Raw genomic sequence first — 18,320 nt, forward strand, 5'->3', positions numbered from 1 at the left:
CGGGAACGCTACAGTGAAATCTGTTCGTTGTCGAAAATGATTATCATCTCCTCCTCGTGGCGGTTCCACGGGAGGACGGAGAGGAACGCCCATGTCGGCGCACTGCCAGGTGACCGGACGTCAGCCAGGATTCGGCAAGTCCGTGTCACATTCCCACACCCGCACCACCCGGCGCTGGGACCCGAACATCCAGAAGAAGACCTACCTCCTGCCGAGCGAGGGCAGGCGGATCACGTTGACGCTCTCCGCCAAGGGCATCAAGACCGTCGACCGGGACGGCATCGAGGTCGTCGTCGCCCGGATCCGCGCCCGCGGAGAGCGGATCTGATGGCCGCGCGCAACGAGATCCGCCCGATCGTGAAGCTGAAGTCGACCGCAGGCACCGGATTCACGTACGTGACCCGCAAGAACCGCCGCAACGACCCCGGCCGTCTGGTGATGAGGAAGTACGACCCGGTCGTGCGGAAGCACGTCGATTTCCGAGAAGAGAAGTAGAAGACACCGCACATGGCAAAGAAGTCGAAGATCGCGAAGAACGAGGAGCGCAAGATCGTCGTGGCCCGCTGGGCCGAGCGTCGCGCGGAGCTGAAGGAGACCCTCCGCCGTCCGTCGAGCAGCGAAGAGGCGCGCGCGGAGGCCCGGGCGGCACTGCAGCGTCTGCCCCGCGACGCGAGTCCGGTACGATTGCGCAATCGAGACGCTGCGGATGGACGTCCGCGCGGCCACCTGAGGAAGTTCGGGCTCTCTCGCGTGCGTGTTCGCGAGATGGCGCACCGCGGGGAGCTGCCAGGCGTCCACAAGTCGAGCTGGTAAAGGAAGAAGATGGCAGTCAAGAGAGCACCGTCGAAGAAGCCGCGTCCCGTCGAGGGCCGCAAGCCCAAGAAGAACCCGTTGTTCGCGGCCAAGATCGAGTACGTCGATTACAAGGACATCAACCTTCTCCGCACGTTCATCTCGGACCGCGGCAAGATCCGTAGCCGCCGCGTCACGGGCCTGACCCCGCAGCAGCAGCGTCAGGTTGCCGTCGCCGTCAAGAACGCTCGCGAGATGGCTCTGCTGCCCTTCACGAGTCGGTAACTCACGTAGGCACCGAAAAGGCCGCGTAATCCTCGGATTACGCGGCCTTTTGCCGTATCGGTCAGCCGAGCAGGGCCTGCATGTCGGCGATCTCCTTCTGCTGGGCGGTCACGATGTCGGAAGCCATCTGCCTGGCCTCCGGGTTCTCACCGTTCGCCAGTTCGGTGTTCGCCATGTCGATCGCGCCGGCGTGGTGCTCGATCATCATGGTCAGCCATTGCCGGTCGAACTCCGCGCCCGACAGCGCCGTCAGGGTATCCATCTGGTCGGCCGACATCATCCCGTCGTCGCCGCCGTGATGCATGCCGGACATGTCGGACGTGGGAACCGGTTGCCCCCACTGCTGGAGCCAGGTGGTCATCCGGTCCATCTCCGGTTGCTGCGCCGCCTCGATCGCGGCGGCGAGAGCGACGACGTCGGCGTTGCCGGTGCGGTCGGCGACCATGCCTGCCATCTCGACGGCCTGAGCGTGATGGGGGTACATCCCGTTCAGGAACGCGATGTCGGCGTCGTTGAACTGCACCTGAGATGCTGCGGCCACGGACGTCGAGACGCCGGACGTCGACGAGGTGCCTGCCGAGTCGGTGCCGCAACCGGTCAGAACGAGCGCCGCACCTGTCGCGGCGGCGATCAGGGCGGTCGTGGTGATGCGCATGAGGAACTCCTCGATATCGAAATTCGGAAAGTGACAGTCGGATCCGCCGGGGTACGTGGCCCCGGGCTCCCTGTCACACCCGCAGAATCGAGAGTTCCGCCAGCGACAGCACCGTCCACGACGGTGGTCCGCGACCGGACTGCACGCGGTGGGCGCTCACACGCGACCGTCGAGCCGGGGGGTCCATGGAATGCCACCACAGCACCATCACCGCGGTCAGGGCGGCGATCACCACGATCACGCCGGCGCACTGGTGTCCGGTGAGGTGTGGTTGTTCGCAGCCGTCCCCGCCGCAACCGTGTCGGTCTTCGGCGTGGGATGCGGTACTCGACGACTGCCCGGGCATCGCGGCGCTCGCGGTCGGGGCGACCAGGCTGTGCATGAGCAGCACGCCGGCGGCGACGGCGATCAGCAGCGCTGCGCGCGCCACCGGGGTTCGTCGCTCTGCCGTCTCCACCCGACCATTGTAACCGGACATACCCAGTGGGGGTACCCCGGGTACGTGGGTGGCATTGTGTACCCCGGGACGCGAAAGCACTCACATGGGGGTGTGGGCGAGGATCTCCAGACCCTGCTGCTCGAGTCCGCCGATGGTGTCGGTGAGGATGACCAGCCCGCGGCCGTTCGCACGGTCGAGGACGACGGTGCATTGGAAACCGCCCGTCGCGCCGCCGTGCAGGGTGTAGTCCCGACCCTCGAACGGGACGATCGACCAGGTCAGCGCCCGGTAGTTGGCGCCGATCCACCGCGGGTCCATGGCCGTGCTGCCGGGGACCGTGCCGTCGAGGAGAGCCCGTACGTACGTCGACATGTCGTTCGCCGTGGACCGCAACCCACCGGCCGGGGCGTAGGCGTCCAGCGGCCACGGGTCCTGCGATCGGTGCAGGACATCGAATCCGCGGGTCACGTTCGCGGGCAGGTCGGCAGCGGTGAGCGGCATCCACGAATGCGACAGTCCGAGTGGGACGAGCATGCGCTCGCGGAGCAGCGTCGGATAGTCGGTGTGCGCAGCCGCGGCGAGCGCCTGGCCGAGCAACGCGAAGCCGACGGTCGAGTACGAGTACGTGCCGCGGGTAGTGAGCGGCGCCGACTGCAGTTGCTGCAGCAGGGTGTCCTTGCTGTAGGTGAACGGGTTGGACGCGACCACCCAGTGCCCCACGGCCACCATGGTGTCGGTGCTCATCGGGAACTGCGCCAGCCCGGACGTGTGGGACGCCAGTTCGAGCAGCGTCACGTCGCCGACCGGTGCACCCTGCAGCGGCAGCAGGTCCCCGACCTTCGTGTCTTGCCGCACCTCGCCCCGCGCGACGGCGTCGGCGAAGAGTTCCGCGGTGAACGTCTTGGTGACGGAACCGATCTCGAAGTCGGTGTCCTCGGTGGCCCCGAAGTTCGCGAACCGGGTGCCGGACGCGTCGATGTACGCGACGCTCGCGTGCTCGCGGTAGCTACGGCCCAGGACCTGCCCCGCGAGGGCGATCAGCGCCGGGTCTCCACTCGACGGCGGCGCCAGTGCCGACGCGACGGGCGCGGCACCCCAGGCGAGGGTCCAGGCGCAGATCAGCGCGCAGAGAACGGTCGTTCCACGCGGCATTACGACTCCTCGAGCGCGACGGAACGCGCGTGCAGACGATCTCCCCGACCGGAGGCAATTGTGACCCACCGAAACGCCGAGCACTAGACTTCGCAAGGTTTGCCGACACGAGGCATCCCTGTCGAGGAGGTGCCCCGCAGCGTGTCGGGAGTGGTTGCGGGTTTCACCGTCATTTTCGTGATCATCGCGATCGGCTACATTCTCGGCAGGCGTGGGACGCTGGGCGCGGAGGGCGAATCCGTTCTGGGCAGGCTGGTGTTCTTCGTCGCCACACCGGCGCTGCTGTTCGATTCGCTCGCATCGTCCGACCTCTCCGTGATCTTCTCGCCCACTCTGGCCGTCGCGTCGGTCACCGCTTTGACGGTCGGCGCACTGTATATGGTCATCGCGAAGGTGTGGCTACGCAGGTCCCTTCCGGAGCTCACGATCGGTGCGCTGTCGTCGTCGTACGTGAACTCCGCGAATCTCGGTATTCCCATTGCGGTCTTCGTGCTCGGCGACGCGTCGTTCGTCGCGCCGCTGCTGCTGTTCCAGATCATCGCCTACTCCCCCATCGCCCTCACCATCCTCGACGTCACCACGCTCCGGCGCGGCGCCTCGCGACTCGAGACGGTCACTGCGCCGTTCAAGAACCCGATCGTCGTGGCGGGCGCCGCGGGACTGCTGATCGCGCTCGTCGGCTGGACTCCGCCGGAGGCGCTGATGCAGCCGTTCCGGCTCATCGGCGGCGCGTCGGTGCCGGGTGCGCTGCTGGCGTTCGGCATCTCCCTGTACGGGGTTCGGGTGCTGGAGAAGGGGACCAGTCCGAGGCGGGACGTCGCGCTGGCGTCGGTGCTCAAGATCGTCGTGCAGCCGATGCTGGCCTACCTGATGGCGCGGTACCTGCTCGGCCTGGACGGGCACGAACTGTTCGCCATCGTGGTGGTGGCCACGCTGCCGACGGCACAGAACGTCTTCGTCTACGCCAGCCGATACGGGGTGGGGGCGGTGCTGGCCCGCGACACGGCTTTCGTCACGACGTTGGCGGCGATTCCGGGGATTGCGCTGGTCTCCGGCCTGCTCGCCGGATGAGGTTACCGTGGCTTATGCGCGTACTCGCTCTCGCTGTGCTGGCCTGCCTCGCCCTCGCCGGATGCGGGTCCGGTTCGAGCACCGACGAACCGACGATTCCCCCGGAGATCGCGTCCGCAGTGGATCCCAGCCCCACCAATCCGTCGTCGGGGATGCCCATTCCGTCCGAGGTGCCCGGCGACGATTTCGGCACCGTCTTCGAGTCGCGGCCCGACATCGTCCGGGCCGATCCGACGCCGTTCGAATCGTGGTCGCGCGCGGACGGCAACACGGTGGCGATCCACTTCGTCACCGGAACCCCGGAGTGTTACGGCGCCGACGCCACGGTCGCCGAGACGGACACCACCGTGACGATCTCGCTGCGCACCGGCAGCCTGCCGGAGGCGGCCGACAAGATGTGCATCCTCGTCGCTGTGTTCGGCACCCTCGACGTCCCGCTGCAGGCGCCGCTCGGCAATCGCCAGGTGCTCAACGGATGACCTGGTGACGTTGCTGCTGACCGCGCGTACCGCGGCGTCGATCGTGTAGCGCGCGTTCCTGCCGTGGCTGCTCACCCTGGTGCCGCGGAACCGACTGCTGATCTCCGCCACACTGTGCTCGGCGCTGCCCACCGCCCTGCTCCCGTTCGTCCCGAACCCGATCGGGAGGGCGCTGCTCCTCGTCGTGACCGGATTCTTCCGGGGCATCGGCCAACCACTGACCATGACCTGGGTGGCGGGGTCGCGGGCACGTCGTCGATCTTCGTGATCACCGGCGGACTGCTGGGTACCGCAGCGGAGTCGACGTGGCGAGCCCTGAGTACTTCGTAACCGCCCGCGGTTGACAAGTACTCACGGCTCCGAAACGTCGCGTCCGTCGCCGGACGACGCTCCACTTCGTCGGATGTGGCCTGCGTCTCTCCTCGACACACTGGTCTCCAGTCACAGTTCGTCAGATCAGGGGTCAGGAGCCACACGATGAGCTTTACCGGTGTCATTCCGAGCACGACCGACACGCCCCGTCCACGCCCGGATGAGGACGCCGTGTCGAGCGCGGTCCTGGCGTCCGGAGGTACCACCCCGCGGTTGCGCTTCGTCGACTCCGCGAATGCACTGCCCGAGCCGGCCGCGGTCATGGTGTGGCCGGAGGACACCCCACTGCTCGCCGAATTGGTCGCGCTGTTCGCAGATCTGGGGCTGCGGGTGGCGTCCCACGAGCAGTTGCCCGCCGACGAGCCCGGCACCCCGACCATCCACCGGTTCGACTTCAGCACCGGCGACTTCGCCTGGGACGCCGAGACTCCGGGCCTGCTGTCCGACGCCTTCGAGGCCGCGGCCGCCGGACATCTGGAGGTCGACGGGTTCACCCGCCTCGTGGCCGCGGCGAACCTGCCGTGGACCGATGCAGTCCTGGTGCGGGCCGCGTGCCGCTATCTCCGGCAGGTGGGGCTGGGACTGTCGGAACCCAACATCGTGGCGATCCTGCTGCAGCACAGCGACTTCGTGCGCGGGTTCCGCGACCTGTTCACCGCCCGCTTCGATCCTGCCGTCTCCGGATCCGACCGCGAGGTCGCCGTCGCCGACGCCGAACGTGTGCTGCTCGCGGCGATCGACCGCACCGCGACCATGGACGAGGACCGTCTGCTCCGCGGCCTGCTGTCGTTCACGTCGGCTGTGCTGCGCACCAACTGGTTTCGCCACGACCGCACGATCAGCGCTGCCCCGGCGGCGTTCAAGATCGATCCGTCGCTGTTGTCGCTGTCCGCGGCCGTGACCCCCTACCGGGAGATCTTCGTGCACTCGCCGATCGTCGAGGGCAGCCACGTCCGCAGCGGCCCGGTGTCGCGCGGCGGCCTGCGCTGGTCGGACCGCAAAGACGATTTCCGCACCGAGGTTCTGGGTCTGATGAAGACGCAGCACGTGAAGAATTCGCTGATCGTCCCGATGGGCGCGAAGGGCGCGTTCGTGGTGCGGACCGAGACGACGCCGGATGCGGTCCGGGCGGCGTACACGAGTTTCATCGACGGACTGCTCGACGTCACCGACGACATCGTCGACGGCGAGGTGGTCCACCCCCGCGACACGGTGATCCACGACGACGCCGACCCGTACCTGGTGGTGGCGGCCGACAAAGGCACGGCCCGCTTCTCGGATCTGGCCAACAGCATTGCGACGCGACGCGGGTTCTGGCTCGGCGACGCGTTCGCGTCCGGTGGTTCCGCCGGCTACGACCACAAGGCGATGGGCATCACGGCGCGCGGCGGATGGGTCTCCGTCCGCAGGCATTTTGCCGAGATGGGCAAGAACGTCGACACGGACACGTTCACCGTGGTCGGCATCGGCGACATGTCCGGGGACGTGTTCGGCAACGGCATGCTGCTCAGCCGCGCGATCCGGTTGGTCGGCGCGTTCGACCACCGGCACATCTTCCTCGATCCCGAACCGGATTCCGAGGCCTCCTACCGCGAGCGCGAGCGCCTCGCGACCGTCCCGGGCAGCAGTTGGGACGATTACGACCGGGATCTCGTCTCGGCCGGCGGCGGCGTGTGGCCGCGGACGGCGAAGAAGATTCCGCTGTCCCCGCAGGTGCGCGAACGCCTCGGCGTCACCGCCGCCGAACTGCCCCCGCACGAGGTGGTGAAGGCGCTGCTGACCGCGGACGTCGACCTGCTGTGGAACGGGGGAATCGGCACGTACGTCAAGGCGTCGACGGAGGTGCACGCCGACGCCGCCGACCCCGCCAACGACGCCGTCCGGGTCGAGGCGGCCGACGTGCGCGCCGCCGTGATCGGCGAGGGCGGCAACCTCGGTCTCACGCAACGCGCCCGCATCGAGTACGCGCTGCACGGCGGCCGGATCAACGCCGACTTCATCGACAACGCCACCGGCGTCGCCACATCGGATCGCGAGGTGAACCTGAAGGTTGCGCTGGACGCGGCTGTCGCGTCGGGTGAACTTCCGGCCGCGGAACGGAACACGCTGCTCGCCCGGGTCCAGGACGAGATCGGCGAATCGGTGCTCGCCGACGCCGCCTCCCAGACTCTCGCCATCAGCCTCGCCGAGGTCCATGCACCGTTCCTCCTCGGACGCCACGAGCGTCTGATCGAGAACCTCGAGCGCGACGCGGGCATCAGCCGGGCCGCGGAGGTCCTGCCCTCGGCCGCGGAACTGTCGGCGCGGCACCGCGCGGGCCAGGGACTCGTCCGGCCGGAGATCGCGGTTCTGCTGGCGCAGTCGAAGAACCTCGTCGTCACCGAACTGCTCGCCTCCCCGGTGCTCGACGACGCCGTGTTCGACGGTGTGCTCGCCGACTACTTCCCGGCGTCCATCCGCGACCGCATCCCCCAGCAGATCAGCGGTCACCGGCTCGCCCGGGAAATCGTGGCCGTGCTGGTGGCGGGCGACATGATCGACCGGGTCGGACCGGGGCTGATCCACCGGCTGGAGGAGCGCCTCGGCGTCGGCACCCCCGAGATCACCGTCGCATACGCGGTGGTGCGGCAGGTGTTCGACATCGACCGCCTGTGGAACGAGGTCCTTACCCTGCCCGGCGCGTCCCACCGGACCCGGCTGAACCTGCATTTCGGCATCCAGGACCTGATCGAGCGCACCACGTCGTGGCTGTTGCGGCACCGCGCCGCGGGCACGGATGCGCGGGCGCTCATCGAGCGTTTCGCGAGGCCGGTGCAGGACCTGGCCGCCGCCCTGCCCCACCTCACCGGTGCGCCGGCCCAGGACCTCGGGACACTGCGGATCCTCGCGCAGGCCTTCGCCCTGGAGACCACCGCGCAGTCGCTCGGCCTGCCGATCACGCAGGTGGCCGAGACGTACCGCGAATTCGGCCGCGTCGTCGGACTCGACTGGCTGTCGGAACGGTTCTCCGTCGGCGAGACCGGGACCGCGTATTGGGAGGCGATGGCCGGCGCCGTTCTCGTCGACAACCTGCAGGAGCACTGGCACGGCCTGATCGGACTGGTGCTGCGCGACGCGTCGCCCACGACCTCCGCGGCCGACGCCGTCGCCGACTGGCTGACCGATCACGACACCGCCGCCGACCGTCTGGCCCGGATGCTGGGCGAACTGCGCAGCCACGATCGCGTGGACAATTCGAGTATCTGCGTGATCGACGCCGAACTGTCTCTCGCACTCACCCGCCACTGAACCGGATCCACCGTTCATCCACCTCAAGCACTTCAACCAAAGGAGCTCGAAAGTGCCTACTCTCCAACGTGATGTCGCCATCGTCGGTGCCGGACCGTCCGGTCTGGCCGCGGCCACCGCGCTGCGCAAGGCGGGGCTGTCCGTCGCGGTCCTGGAGGCGCGCGACCGTGTCGGAGGGCGCACCTGGACCGACACCGTCGACGGTGCGGTCCTGGAGATCGGCGGCCAGTGGGTCTCCCCCGACCAGACGGCGCTGATCTCGCTGCTCGACGAACTCGGACTCGAGACGTTCGACCGGTACCGTGACGGCGAATCCGTCTACATCTCCGCCGCCGGTGAGCGCACCCGCTACACGGGCGAGTCGTTCCCGGTCGACGAGACGACCCGCAAGGAGATGGACCGGCTGGTCCAGATCCTCGACGACCTGGCCGCGCAGGTCGGGGCGGAGGAGCCGTGGGCGCATCCGCTGGCTCGCGAACTGGACACCATCTCGTTCAAGCACTGGCTGATCGAGCAGTCCGACGACGCCGAGGCCCGCGACAACATCGGCCTGTTCATCGCCGGCGGCATGCTGACCAAGCCGGCGCACTCGTTCTCGGCACTGCAGGCCGTCCTCATGGCCGCGTCCGCCGGATCGTTCTCGCACCTGGTGGACGAGGACTTCATCCTCGACAAGCGCGTCATCGGCGGCATGCAGCAGGTGTCGATCCGGATGGCGGCAGCCCTCGGCGACGACGTGTTCCTGAACGCCCCCGTCCGCACCGTCCGGTGGAGCGAGGAGGGCGCGGTCGTGCTCGCGGACGGCGACATCCGCGTGGAGGCGTCCCGCGTGGTGCTGGCCGTCCCGCCGAACCTGTACTCCCGCATCTCCTACGACCCGCCGCTGCCGCGCCGCCAGCACCAGATGCACCAGCACCAGTCGCTGGGACTCGTCATCAAGGTGCACGCCGTGTACGAGACCCCGTTCTGGCGTGAAGAAGGACTGTCCGGCACCGGATTCGGTGCCTCCGAGGTCGTCCAGGAGGTGTACGACAACACCAACCACGAGGACACCCGCGGCACCCTCGTCGCGTTCGTGTCGGACGAGAAGGCCGACGCGATGTTCGCGCTGAGCGAGGAGGAGCGTCGGGCCACCATCCTCGGCTCGCTCGCCCGCTACCTCGGACCGAAGGCCGCCGAACCGGTGGTGTACTACGAGTCCGACTGGGGCTCCGAGGAATGGACCCGGGGCGCGTACGCCGCCAGCTTCGACCTCGGCGGTCTGCACCGCTACGGCGCGGACACCCGCACGCCGGTCGGACCGTTCCACTTCTCCTGCTCGGACATCGCGGCCGAGGGATACCAGCACGTGGACGGTGCCGTGCGGATGGGTCAGCGGACCGCCGCCGACATCGCCACCCGCCTCGGAAAGTAGTTCCGTCCCATCATCGCCCGGCAGTCACGACTGCCGGGCGATGATGGCGAGCAGCAACTCCGCGCGCACCCGCGCCACGTCCAAGCGGCAGTCGATCAGCGATTCGATCCGCGCCATGCGGCTGCGCAGGGTGTGCCGGTGCACGCCCATCGCCGCAGCCGCCGACTCCCAGTGTCCGTTCGCCTCCAGGAATGCCCGCAGCGACCCCAGCAGTTCCGTTCCATTGGCCCGGTCGTAATCGTCGATCGGCGCGATCATCGTGTCCGCCAACGAGTTCAGCACCTCCCGCGTCGAGCTGAACGCGAGCAACGCGCTTCCGGTGAGCGCCGCGAACTCGAGCGGATCGGCTCCCGACTCGGCGGCCGATGCGGCGAGCTGGGACTGCTCGATGGCCGCGACGAGTCCGGCGACCTCCCGCCGCCCGCTCAGCCCGGCACGAATCCCCTTCCGCGCCGGCGCGGACAGTCCGCGCAACATCGCCCGCGCGAAGTCGACGTCGTCGGTGCCCCTCAGCAGAACGGTGACCCGCGCATCCTGACGCCGGGCGAACAATTGCCGCCCGGCCTTGTTCATGGCCACCGCGACCGCGGTCTCCACCCGCTCCGCGAGCGCCGGCGTCTCGGCCACCACCGTGAGTCCGCGCACCATCCCGTCCGTGTCCGCGGCGTGCCGGATCTGCGACCAGGCGGGCGCGAGGTCGCGATCCTCCGTGAGCAACAGCCCGAGGGCATGCGAATTGAGCCGGTTCTGCGCGGTCCTGAGACGAACCGGCTTCTCGAAATCCAACGCGAGCAACGAGTTCGCGTGACCGAGCAGGATCTGGTCGACGTGACTGAGCGCGCTGGGACTGATCACGGCGAGATGACCGTGCGGCGTGCTTCCGACGCTGATCTGCTGCACCGTGATCGATGCGCCCGACCGTGCCAGCGACACGCTGCTCGACGCGCCGCCGGTGCCTGCCTCGAGTACCTCGCGCAGTTCCCCGAGCACGTCCTCGGCGGGCTGCGCCGGATGCGACTCCAGCACCCGCCCCGACAAGTCGAGCAACAGTACGGTGGCCGACGTGGCGACGGCCAGTTCGCGCACGGTGGCGCCGGTGCCGCCCTGGACGACGGCGCGCGTCATTCGCGGTTGCGCCCGGGATGCCCGCAACACCGCCTCGTATTCCTGCTCCGCGAGGCGGTTCATGACTCTCTTGACGACGGCGGCGAACGGGGTCGGCAACGGCACCTCGAGGAGCGGCAGTCCGATCTCGTCGGCGACGGCCACCAGGTCGGCGGGCACCTCGGGATGAGAGAGCCCGGTGCCGAACCCGACCGCGGCAACACCGACCTCGCCGAGTCCGCGCAGGTACCGCCCGCGGTCGGCGGCAGTCAGGGGCAGCCGGATACCGGTGGTGAGGAGCAGTTCTCCCCCGGTGAGCCAGCGGAACGGGTCGGGGAGTTCGGTGGTGTGGGCGAACGTGATCTCGTTGCCGAGACCGGCGGCGCCGCCCTTCAGTTCGAGAGCCAGGTCCGGCTGGGACAACATCCAGCGAACGGGGACGGTCATGTCGGCTCCTGCGCAGTTGCGGTCGGGTCCGTGTCACCCTGACCGGTCGGAATCGGGATGGCGCTGGACAAGTTGGCCAGCTGAACACGAACGACTACTCCATTGTGTCAGAAGGCGACCTCGGACAACGCCGAAATTCAACATTAACGAATTAAGTTCGTTTGACCCTTGCGTACGGGCGGACCTCTCCGCATACTTAACGAATCCTATTCGCTAAGTGACCCACGTCTCACGCGGGCCGCCACCCGAGACACGGAGTTGTCCTTGTGCCACCGCAGGAACCCCACGTGACCGCCGCCGTCCGCGTCCCCCTGACGCTCCGCCGCGGAATCGCCACGTTCAGCATCTTCGTCGTCGGCTACATCACGGCCAATCTCATCCCGCTCATGATCATCGCGATGGTCGACGATCTCGGCGTCACCCAGACCGTCGCAGGCGCCGTCCTCACCGGTTCCCTCCTGGCCACCGCACTCGTCTGCCTGGCAACCACCCGGTGGGCGGCAGGGCGCTCCCGCCACCTGCTCGGCCGCATCAGCCTCGTCGTGATGGCGGCCGGATTCGCCGTCGCCGCCACCATCCACTCGGCGCCGGTCGCGTGCGTCGCCATCATCGTCGGCGGGATCGGCGCCGGCGGCGCGGTGGCGGTCGGCGGCGCGGCACTGGCCGCGCTGACCAACCCGAACCGGGTGTCCGGGATCAACGGCCTCGTCAACCGCACCGCCGTCACCGGCGTCCTCGCCCTGATTCCGATCCTCGGCACGCACATGACCAACGCCTTCGGAATCGTCGCGGTGCTCGCGCTGGCCACGGCGTTCACGATTCCCTGGTTGCCGGCCGCTCCGGCCGTCGACGACGGCCGGCCGAGCACGGAGCACACCCGAAACCCGTTGCCCGAGGGCGTCACCGAGAAGAAGGTGGCCGTCGCCGGCGTCTCGCTGCTCGTGCTCTTCGCGATCTGGGCGATCGGCGAGGACTCGCTGTGGGCCGTGTCGGGAATCATGGGCGCCGAGCACGCCTCGCTGACCGAACAGCAGATGGGGCTCGCCCTCAGCCTGTCGACGGCGGGCGGCATCGGCGCCGCCCTCGTCCTCACCGCACTCGGTTCGCGGCTCGGACGCACCGCACCCACCGCCGTCCTCCTCGCCCTCGGCGCCACCCTCAAACTGGGCTCGTGCCTGGCCACCGACCCGACGGCGTACCTGGTGCTCGTCATCGCGTGGAACACGGTGTACGCCGCGGCCTTCATCTACATCGTGGCCATCGCGGCCGCGCTCGATTCGTCCGGCCGCTGGTCGGCCCCACTGCTCGGCACGTATCTGGTCGGATCGGCGTTCGCCCCGCTGTTCGGAACCCTCGTCACCGGCGCGGTCGGCTACGTCGCGTTCGGCTTCGTCCTGGCGGGCATCAGTCTCGTCCTACTCGTGCCGATCGTCGCGATCGCCCGGCTGTCGACGCGCACCGAGCAGGCCTCCGCATCGCCCGGGCAGGATCCCGCTGCCCGGTACACCACCTCGACCGTCGCCTGAGGAAAGAGGGAACAGCATGAGCACCGAGACGACCCACTACCGGGGCGGCCGGATCTTCACCGCGGCCGAACCCGCCTGGGCCGAGTCGATGATCGTCCGGGACGAGCGCCTGACCTTCGTCGGCGACACCGCGACGGCCGATTCGCTCGCGGGCGACGCCCGCGTCGTCGACCTCGACGGGGCCTTCGTCCTGCCCGGTTTCATCGACGCGCACACGCACCTGCTGATGATGGGGCAGGCCCTCCAGAAGGTGGACCTGCAGAGTGCCGCCGACCTCGGCGACATCCAGGACCGCATCCGGCGGTTCGCCGCCGGCAATCCGGACGCGCCGCGAATCCTGGGACGCAGCTGGCTGTTTCCCGCACTGGGCGGCCACCCGCCGACGCGGCAGATGATCGACGCGGCGGAAGCGGAGCGCCCGGTATACCTCGATTCCAACGACGTGCACTCGGCGTGGGTGAATACCGCCGCGCTGCGCGAACTCGGCATCGACGCGAACACCCCCGATCCGATCGGCGGCCGGATCGAGCGTGATCCCGTCACCGGCGCGGCCACCGGGATGCTGTTCGAGACGGCGGTGACCCAGATCGTGTGGCCCACGCTCGCGAAGCTGATCAGCGACACCGAGCGGGACGTCGCCCTCGCGGCGGCATTCGAGCAGTATCTCGCCGACGGCGTCACCGGCGCGGTCGACATGGCACTCGGCGCGGACGAGATCGAGGCGCTCGAACGCGCACTGGCCGCCGGCGAAGGCACGCTGCCGCTCCGGGTGGCCGGGCACTGGCTGATCGAACGAACCGACTCCGAGGAGGAGAACGTCCGCCAGGTGCACGAGGCGGTGGAGCACCAGCGGCGCCTGCAGGGTCCGTGGCTGCGGATGGCCGGGATCAAGATCATCATCGACGGGGTCATCGACAGCTGCACCGCCGCGATGAAGGAGCCGTACTCGGACGGCACCAACGCCGAACCGATCTGGGATCTCGCGTCGCTCGCACCGGTGGTCGCCGCGGCGGACGCCGCCGGCCTGCAGGTGGCCATGCACGCCATCGGTGACGAGGCGTCGGAGATCGCGCTCACGGCGCTCGAACAGGCCATCGACGCCAACGGGATTCGCCCGCGCCGGCACCGGATGGAGCACCTGGAGACGATCACGACGGACAACGTGCAGCGCCTTGCGCGCCTCGGCGTCGTCGCGTCGATGCAGCCGGTCCACGCCGATCCCGCGATCCAGGACAACTGGCGTGCCATGCTGGGCGACCACCGGATCGAGCGGGCCTTCCCGTGGCCCGAGATGACGGCGGCGGGCGCCGTCCTCGCACTGGGGTCCGACGCCCCGACGGCGCCGCATCCCCCACTGCCCAACATGTACGTCGCGACGACGCGCAAGTCCGCGATCGATCCGGCGCTCGCACCCAACCTGCCCGAGTACGCCTTGCCGATGGCCGACGCGCTCGCGCACGCCACCCGCGACGCCGCCTATTCGTGCCGCTGGGACGATCTCACCGGGCAACTCGTCGCGGGCAAGGCCGCCGACTTCGTCGTCCTCGACGGCGATCCGTTCACGGCGGGCACCGATTCGCTGCTCACCGCGCGGGTGCAGCTGACCGTGGTGGCCGGCTCGGTGCGGCACCGGACGGAGGTGGCGGGCAGCTACCGGGCATAACCGCCTCGGTCAGTTCCGTTCCGCTGCGGCGTCTTTCGCGACGCCGCGGCCGATCTGCTCACAGAACCCCAGCTTGGCCGTGCGAGCGGCATCGACGGTGATGTGGCTGTTGCCCCCGACGATGTGCAGACCGTACGCGTCCTCGAGGGCACCAGGTTCATCGCCGCCTGGTCGATGTCGCCGCGCACGGCGGACCCCCCGAACCGCACTTACGCCCTGTACCTGCGCCCACGCAAGGATACCCACCTGCTGCTGCCGAACGCCGCGGAAGAGGAGACCTGCTGATGCTCGACCTGCTGCTGACCAACGGCGTCGTGCGCACATTCGACGTCCCCGGCCGGGCCGAGGCGGTCGGCGTCGCGGACCCGGGCGTGGCGTTTCCGTTCGCTCGCCGAGTCGGGTGCGGCGCTGGCGCTCTCCAGCGACTGGCAGGTCGGGGAGATGGACCCCTCGTAGGCCTGTACTCGGCTCTCACCCGCTCGAACCCGCCCAGCTCCTCGGCGAACGCGCCGACATCACCCTTGTCGGCGGGGTCGTCGTGCACGAACGCCGACTCCGGGGACGGAAGCGTCGGCGTGGACGTGCCGTTCGCCGGCTCCGCCGCGGCCGGGCACACCTGCTCCCACGGGCGACTCCGGAGTGGACAACTCGGCGTGGCAGGGGCTGGCTCTTTCACCATTTTGTCAGCTGCCTCCAGCTTGTGAGACAGCGCACACTTGTTTTCAGATGTTTCGCCCCCACGAGAGGAACCGGTACCGATGTCGATCGACGTACTCGAGAACTACATCAACGGTGAGTTCGTCGCCTCATCCGCGACGGAGACGCTGGATTTGATCAACCCGGTGGACGAGAGCGTCGTCGGGCGTGCGCCCGTCTCCACCAAGGCCGACGTGGACGCCGCCGTCGAGGCGGCCGAGCGGGCATTCGTCTCGTGGGGCAAGACCACTCCGAGCGTGCGTCAGACCGCGTTGCTCAAGCTCGCCGACGCGATCGAGGCGCACAGCGACGAACTGGTCGAGGCCGAGTGCCGCAACACCGGGCAGCCCAAGCAGGTCATCGCGGACGAAGAAATCAAGGTGGGCGCCGATCAGCTCCGGTTCTTCGCCGGCGCGGCGCGCATGCTCGAAGGCAAGGCCGCCGGTGAGTACATGGACGGCTTCACGTCCTACGTCCGCCGCGAGCCGATCGGCGTGGTCGGCCAGGTCACCCCGTGGAACTACCCGTTCATGATGGCCCTGTGGAAGATCGGCCCCGCGCTCGCGGCCGGGAACACGATCGTCCTCAAGCCCAGCGACACCACCCCGAACAGCACCCTCGTGCTGGCCCGGCTGACCAAGGGGATCCTGCCGGACGGCGTCTTCAACGTCGTCCTCGGCAACGGCGAGACCGGTGCCACCCTCGTCGAGAACCCGGCGCTCGGACTCGTGTCGATCACCGGCTCGGTGCGGGCCGGCATCGCCGTGGCCGTGTCCGCCGCCCGCCAGCTCAAGCGCGCCCACCTCGAACTGGGCGGCAAGGCTCCGGCGATCGTGTTCGACGACGTCGACATCGAGAAGACCGCGAGCGGCATCGCCGAGGCCGCCTTCTTCAACGGCGGCCAGGACTGCACGGCTGCCACCCGCGTCCTCGTCCACGAGTCCGTCCACGACCAGCTCGTCGACGCGCTCGTCCGCAAGGCGGAGACCCTCAAGCCCGGCCTGCCGGACGACCCGGACACGTTCTACGGTCCGCTCAACAACATCAACCACTTCAACGCGGTCAGCTCCAAGATCGCCGCACTCCCCGCCTCCGCGAAGATCGTCACCGGCGGAAAGCGTTCCGGCGAGCAGGGATTCTTCTTCGAACCCACCGTGATCACCGGGGTCGACCAGCGCGACGACATCGTGCAGGAGGAGACGTTCGGTCCCATCCTCACCGTGCAGAGCTTCTCCGACGAGAAGGAGGCCGTCACGCTGGCCAACGATGTCCGGTACGGTCTCGCGTCTAGTGTGTGGACCAACGACCACGGAGTCACGCAACGACTTTCCGCCGCACTCGATTTCGGTGCCGTCTGGATCAACTGCCACATCCCGCTCGTCGCGGAAATGCCCCACGGCGGATTCAAGTACTCCGGCTACGGCAAGGACCTCTCCGGCTACGGCGTCGAGGACTACACCCGCATCAAGCACGTCATGAGCTCGAACGACTGACGTCGCACCACCCGATACCCATCCACGTCACGATCCTGAGGACTGCACCAACATGAACGACATCCAGTACCGGCTGCCGCAGAAGCGCGCCCTGGTCACCGAGCTCCCCGGCCCGAAGTCGGCGGCCCTCACCGCTCGCCGCCGCGCCACCGTGGCCGCGGGCGTCGGCTCCAGCGTCCCCGTGTACGCGGCGGATGCCGACGGTGGTGTGGTCGTCGACGTCGACGGCAATTCGCTGATCGACCTCGGCGCGGGCATCGCCGTCACCAGCGTCGGCGCGTCCGATCCGGCTGTCGCCGAGGCGGTCCGGGAGCAGGTCGGGCACTTCACCCACACCTGTTTCATGGTCACCCCGTACGAGGGCTACGTCCGCGTCGCCGAAGAACTGGCCGCCCTCACCCCCGGCGACCACGAGAAGCGCACCGTGCTGTTCAACTCGGGCGCCGAGGCCGTCGAGAACGCGATCAAGGTGGCCCGCCTCGCCACCGGCCGCGACGCCGTCGTCGCGTTCGACCACGCCTACCACGGTCGCACCAACCTGACGATGGCCCTCACCGCCAAGTCGATGCCATACAAGGCCCACTTCGGCCCGTTCGCGCCCGAGGTGTACCGGCTCCCGATGTCCTACCCGTACCGGGACCAGGACGGACTGACCGGCGAGCAGGCCGCGCAGCGCGCCATCAGCCAGATGGAGAAGCAGATCGGCGCCGACTCACTCGCGGCGATCATCATCGAGCCGATCCAGGGCGAGGGTGGATTCATCGTTCCCGCCGAAGGATTCCTGCCCACGCTGGTGAAGTGGGCCCGCGCCAACGGGGTCGTCTTCATCGCCGACGAGGTGCAGACCGGGTTCTCCCGCACCGGCGCCTGGTTCGCATGCGAGCACGAGGAGATCGTTCCGGACATCATCACGATGGCCAAGGGCATGGCGGGCGGCATGCCGCTGTCCGCGATCACGGGCCGCGCCGAACTCCTCGACAAGGTCCACCCCGGCGGATTGGGCGGCACGTACGGCGGAAACCCCGTCGCGTGCGCCGCTGCACTCGCCGCGATCGACAGCATGCGCAAGTTCGACCTGCCCGCTCGCGCACAGCGCATCGGCGAGCTCGTCCTGCCGCGGCTCGAGGCCCTGGCCGCCGACGTCGGCGTCATCGGTGACGTCCGCGGACGCGGCGCGATGCTCGCGATGGAGTTCGTCAAGCCCGGCACGAACGAGCCGGACGCCGAACTGACGAAGGCCATTGCGGCCCGCGCGCTCGAACAAGGTGTCATTCTGCTGACGTGCGGTACGTACGGAAACGTCATCCGGCTGCTTCCGCCGCTGGTCATCGGCGACGACCTGCTGGACGACGCCCTGACCGTCATCGAGCAGATCGTGCGCTCGCTCGTCTGACCTGTGCGCCTTTTCGGTAGTAGCCGCTACCGGAAAGGCGCACGAGCACGA

At 68.7% G+C, this 18,320-nt stretch carries 17 protein-coding genes and 1 pseudogene; 14 read left to right on the forward strand and 4 right to left on the reverse strand.

Translation table 11 applies throughout. The features are described 5' to 3' along the window. Positions 1–91: 91 nt before the first annotated feature. Genes rpmB through rpsR form a run of 4 tightly spaced genes read left to right on the forward strand, consistent with a single transcriptional unit; the run spans position 92 to position 1,077 of the window. Entirely contained in the window at positions 92–328 is a 237-nt protein-coding gene (gene rpmB / locus H0B43_RS08510) for a 50S ribosomal protein L28 (RefSeq protein ID WP_185728320.1), read from the forward strand. Beyond that, complete coding sequence (gene rpmG / locus H0B43_RS08515; RefSeq protein WP_185728319.1) at positions 328–495, forward strand: 50S ribosomal protein L33; 168 nt, start codon at positions 328–330, stop codon at positions 493–495. The genes rpmB and rpmG overlap by 1 nt, the downstream gene beginning before the upstream one ends. A 12-nt stretch (positions 496–507) precedes the next feature. Beyond that, a complete protein-coding gene (rpsN, locus tag H0B43_RS08520) occupies positions 508–813 on the forward strand; it encodes a 30S ribosomal protein S14 (RefSeq protein ID WP_185728318.1) in 306 nt (101 codons plus the stop codon). A gap of 9 nt (positions 814–822) precedes the next feature. Continuing rightward, positions 823–1,077 carry a 30S ribosomal protein S18 gene (gene rpsR / locus H0B43_RS08525; protein WP_005238639.1) on the forward strand — a complete coding sequence of 85 codons (255 nt, stop codon included), beginning with the start codon at positions 823–825 and terminating at the stop codon, positions 1,075–1,077. Positions 1,078–1,138: 61 nt separating this feature from the next. Here rpsR and H0B43_RS08530 read toward each other — a convergent pair whose 3' ends face one another. The 3 genes from H0B43_RS08530 to H0B43_RS08540 all read right to left on the reverse strand — a co-directional run bounded on the left by H0B43_RS08530 (position 1,139) and on the right by H0B43_RS08540 (position 3,323). Next, positions 1,139–1,732 carry a DUF305 domain-containing protein gene (locus H0B43_RS08530; protein WP_185728317.1) on the reverse strand — a complete coding sequence of 198 codons (594 nt, stop codon included), beginning with the start codon at positions 1,730–1,732 and terminating at the stop codon, positions 1,139–1,141. Positions 1,733–1,805: 73 nt separating this feature from the next. Beyond that, positions 1,806–2,189, reverse strand: coding sequence for a DUF6153 family protein (locus H0B43_RS08535; protein WP_312033862.1), 384 nt, complete (start codon positions 2,187–2,189; stop codon positions 1,806–1,808). 81 nt (positions 2,190–2,270) lie between these two features. Next, entirely contained in the window at positions 2,271–3,323 is a 1,053-nt protein-coding gene (locus H0B43_RS08540) for a serine hydrolase (protein WP_185728316.1), read from the reverse strand. A gap of 141 nt (positions 3,324–3,464) precedes the next feature. On the opposite strand from H0B43_RS08540, the gene H0B43_RS08545 reads away from it, so the two are divergent. The 5 genes and pseudogenes from H0B43_RS08545 (at position 3,465) to H0B43_RS08565 (ending at position 9,947) form a co-directional block, all read left to right on the forward strand. Beyond that, complete coding sequence (locus tag H0B43_RS08545) at positions 3,465–4,394, forward strand: AEC family transporter (RefSeq protein ID WP_185728315.1); 930 nt, start codon at positions 3,465–3,467, stop codon at positions 4,392–4,394. A 14-nt stretch (positions 4,395–4,408) separates the two neighbouring features. Continuing rightward, positions 4,409–4,873, forward strand: a complete 465-nt coding sequence (locus H0B43_RS08550; RefSeq protein WP_185728314.1) for a hypothetical protein — start codon at positions 4,409–4,411, stop codon at positions 4,871–4,873. Position 4,874: 1 nt separating this feature from the next. Further along, positions 4,875–5,203 (forward strand): annotated as a pseudogene (locus H0B43_RS08555) (MFS transporter); the annotation flags it as partial. A 147-nt stretch (positions 5,204–5,350) separates the two neighbouring features. After that, positions 5,351–8,533: an NAD-glutamate dehydrogenase domain-containing protein gene (locus tag H0B43_RS08560; RefSeq protein ID WP_185728313.1), complete on the forward strand. Its 3,183-nt coding sequence runs from the start codon at positions 5,351–5,353 to the stop codon at positions 8,531–8,533. A gap of 52 nt (positions 8,534–8,585) precedes the next feature. Continuing rightward, positions 8,586–9,947, forward strand: a complete 1,362-nt coding sequence (locus H0B43_RS08565) for an NAD(P)/FAD-dependent oxidoreductase (protein WP_185728312.1) — start codon at positions 8,586–8,588, stop codon at positions 9,945–9,947. Between the two features lie 24 nt (positions 9,948–9,971). Here the strand turns inward: H0B43_RS08565 and H0B43_RS08570 are convergent, their stop codons facing one another. Continuing rightward, positions 9,972–11,498 carry a PucR family transcriptional regulator gene (locus H0B43_RS08570; protein WP_185728311.1) on the reverse strand — a complete coding sequence of 509 codons (1,527 nt, stop codon included), beginning with the start codon at positions 11,496–11,498 and terminating at the stop codon, positions 9,972–9,974. 287 nt (positions 11,499–11,785) lie between these two features. Between H0B43_RS08570 and H0B43_RS08575 the strand changes: the two genes are divergently transcribed. The 5 genes from H0B43_RS08575 (at position 11,786) to gabT (ending at position 18,269) form a co-directional block, all read left to right on the forward strand. Beyond that, positions 11,786–13,024: an MFS transporter gene (locus tag H0B43_RS08575; RefSeq protein ID WP_185728310.1), complete on the forward strand. Its 1,239-nt coding sequence runs from the start codon at positions 11,786–11,788 to the stop codon at positions 13,022–13,024. A 16-nt stretch (positions 13,025–13,040) separates the two neighbouring features. Further along, positions 13,041–14,687, forward strand: coding sequence for an amidohydrolase (locus H0B43_RS08580; RefSeq protein WP_185728309.1), 1,647 nt, complete (start codon positions 13,041–13,043; stop codon positions 14,685–14,687). Between the two features lie 102 nt (positions 14,688–14,789). Then, a complete protein-coding gene (locus tag H0B43_RS08585) occupies positions 14,790–14,972 on the forward strand; it encodes a hypothetical protein (RefSeq protein WP_185728308.1) in 183 nt (60 codons plus the stop codon). Between the two features lie 473 nt (positions 14,973–15,445). Then, positions 15,446–16,876, forward strand: coding sequence for a gamma-aminobutyraldehyde dehydrogenase (locus tag H0B43_RS08590; protein WP_185728307.1), 1,431 nt, complete (start codon positions 15,446–15,448; stop codon positions 16,874–16,876). Between the two features lie 52 nt (positions 16,877–16,928). Then, positions 16,929–18,269 (forward strand): 4-aminobutyrate--2-oxoglutarate transaminase, encoded by a 1,341-nt coding sequence (gene gabT, locus H0B43_RS08595; RefSeq protein ID WP_185728306.1) that lies wholly within the window; start codon positions 16,929–16,931, stop codon positions 18,267–18,269. Positions 18,270–18,320 lie beyond the last annotated feature (51 nt).

Origin of the sequence: Rhodococcus sp. 4CII (assembly GCF_014256275.1) — a bacterium.
GTDB classification, from domain to species: domain Bacteria; phylum Actinomycetota; class Actinomycetes; order Mycobacteriales; family Mycobacteriaceae; genus Rhodococcus_F; species Rhodococcus_F wratislaviensis_A.

Excerpts from the sequence above, each read along its gene's own strand:
- rpmB (WP_185728320.1), top strand. The coding sequence starts at position 92 with ATGTCGGCGCACTGCCAGGTGACCGGACGTCAGCCAGGATTCGGCAAG.
- rpmG (WP_185728319.1), top strand. The coding sequence starts at position 328 with ATGGCCGCGCGCAACGAGATCCGCCCGATCGTGAAGCTGAAGTCGACC.
- rpsN (WP_185728318.1), top strand. The coding sequence starts at position 508 with ATGGCAAAGAAGTCGAAGATCGCGAAGAACGAGGAGCGCAAGATCGTC.
- rpsR (WP_005238639.1), top strand. The coding sequence starts at position 823 with ATGGCAGTCAAGAGAGCACCGTCGAAGAAGCCGCGTCCCGTCGAGGGC.
- H0B43_RS08530 (WP_185728317.1), bottom strand. The coding sequence starts at position 1,732 with ATGCGCATCACCACGACCGCCCTGATCGCCGCCGCGACAGGTGCGGCG.
- H0B43_RS08540 (WP_185728316.1), bottom strand. The coding sequence starts at position 3,323 with ATGCCGCGTGGAACGACCGTTCTCTGCGCGCTGATCTGCGCCTGGACC.
- H0B43_RS08550 (WP_185728314.1), top strand. The coding sequence starts at position 4,409 with ATGCGCGTACTCGCTCTCGCTGTGCTGGCCTGCCTCGCCCTCGCCGGA.
- H0B43_RS08560 (WP_185728313.1), top strand. The coding sequence starts at position 5,351 with ATGAGCTTTACCGGTGTCATTCCGAGCACGACCGACACGCCCCGTCCA.
- H0B43_RS08570 (WP_185728311.1), bottom strand. The coding sequence starts at position 11,498 with ATGACCGTCCCCGTTCGCTGGATGTTGTCCCAGCCGGACCTGGCTCTC.
- H0B43_RS08580 (WP_185728309.1), top strand. The coding sequence starts at position 13,041 with ATGAGCACCGAGACGACCCACTACCGGGGCGGCCGGATCTTCACCGCG.
- H0B43_RS08590 (WP_185728307.1), top strand. The coding sequence starts at position 15,446 with ATGTCGATCGACGTACTCGAGAACTACATCAACGGTGAGTTCGTCGCC.
- gabT (WP_185728306.1), top strand. The coding sequence starts at position 16,929 with ATGAACGACATCCAGTACCGGCTGCCGCAGAAGCGCGCCCTGGTCACC.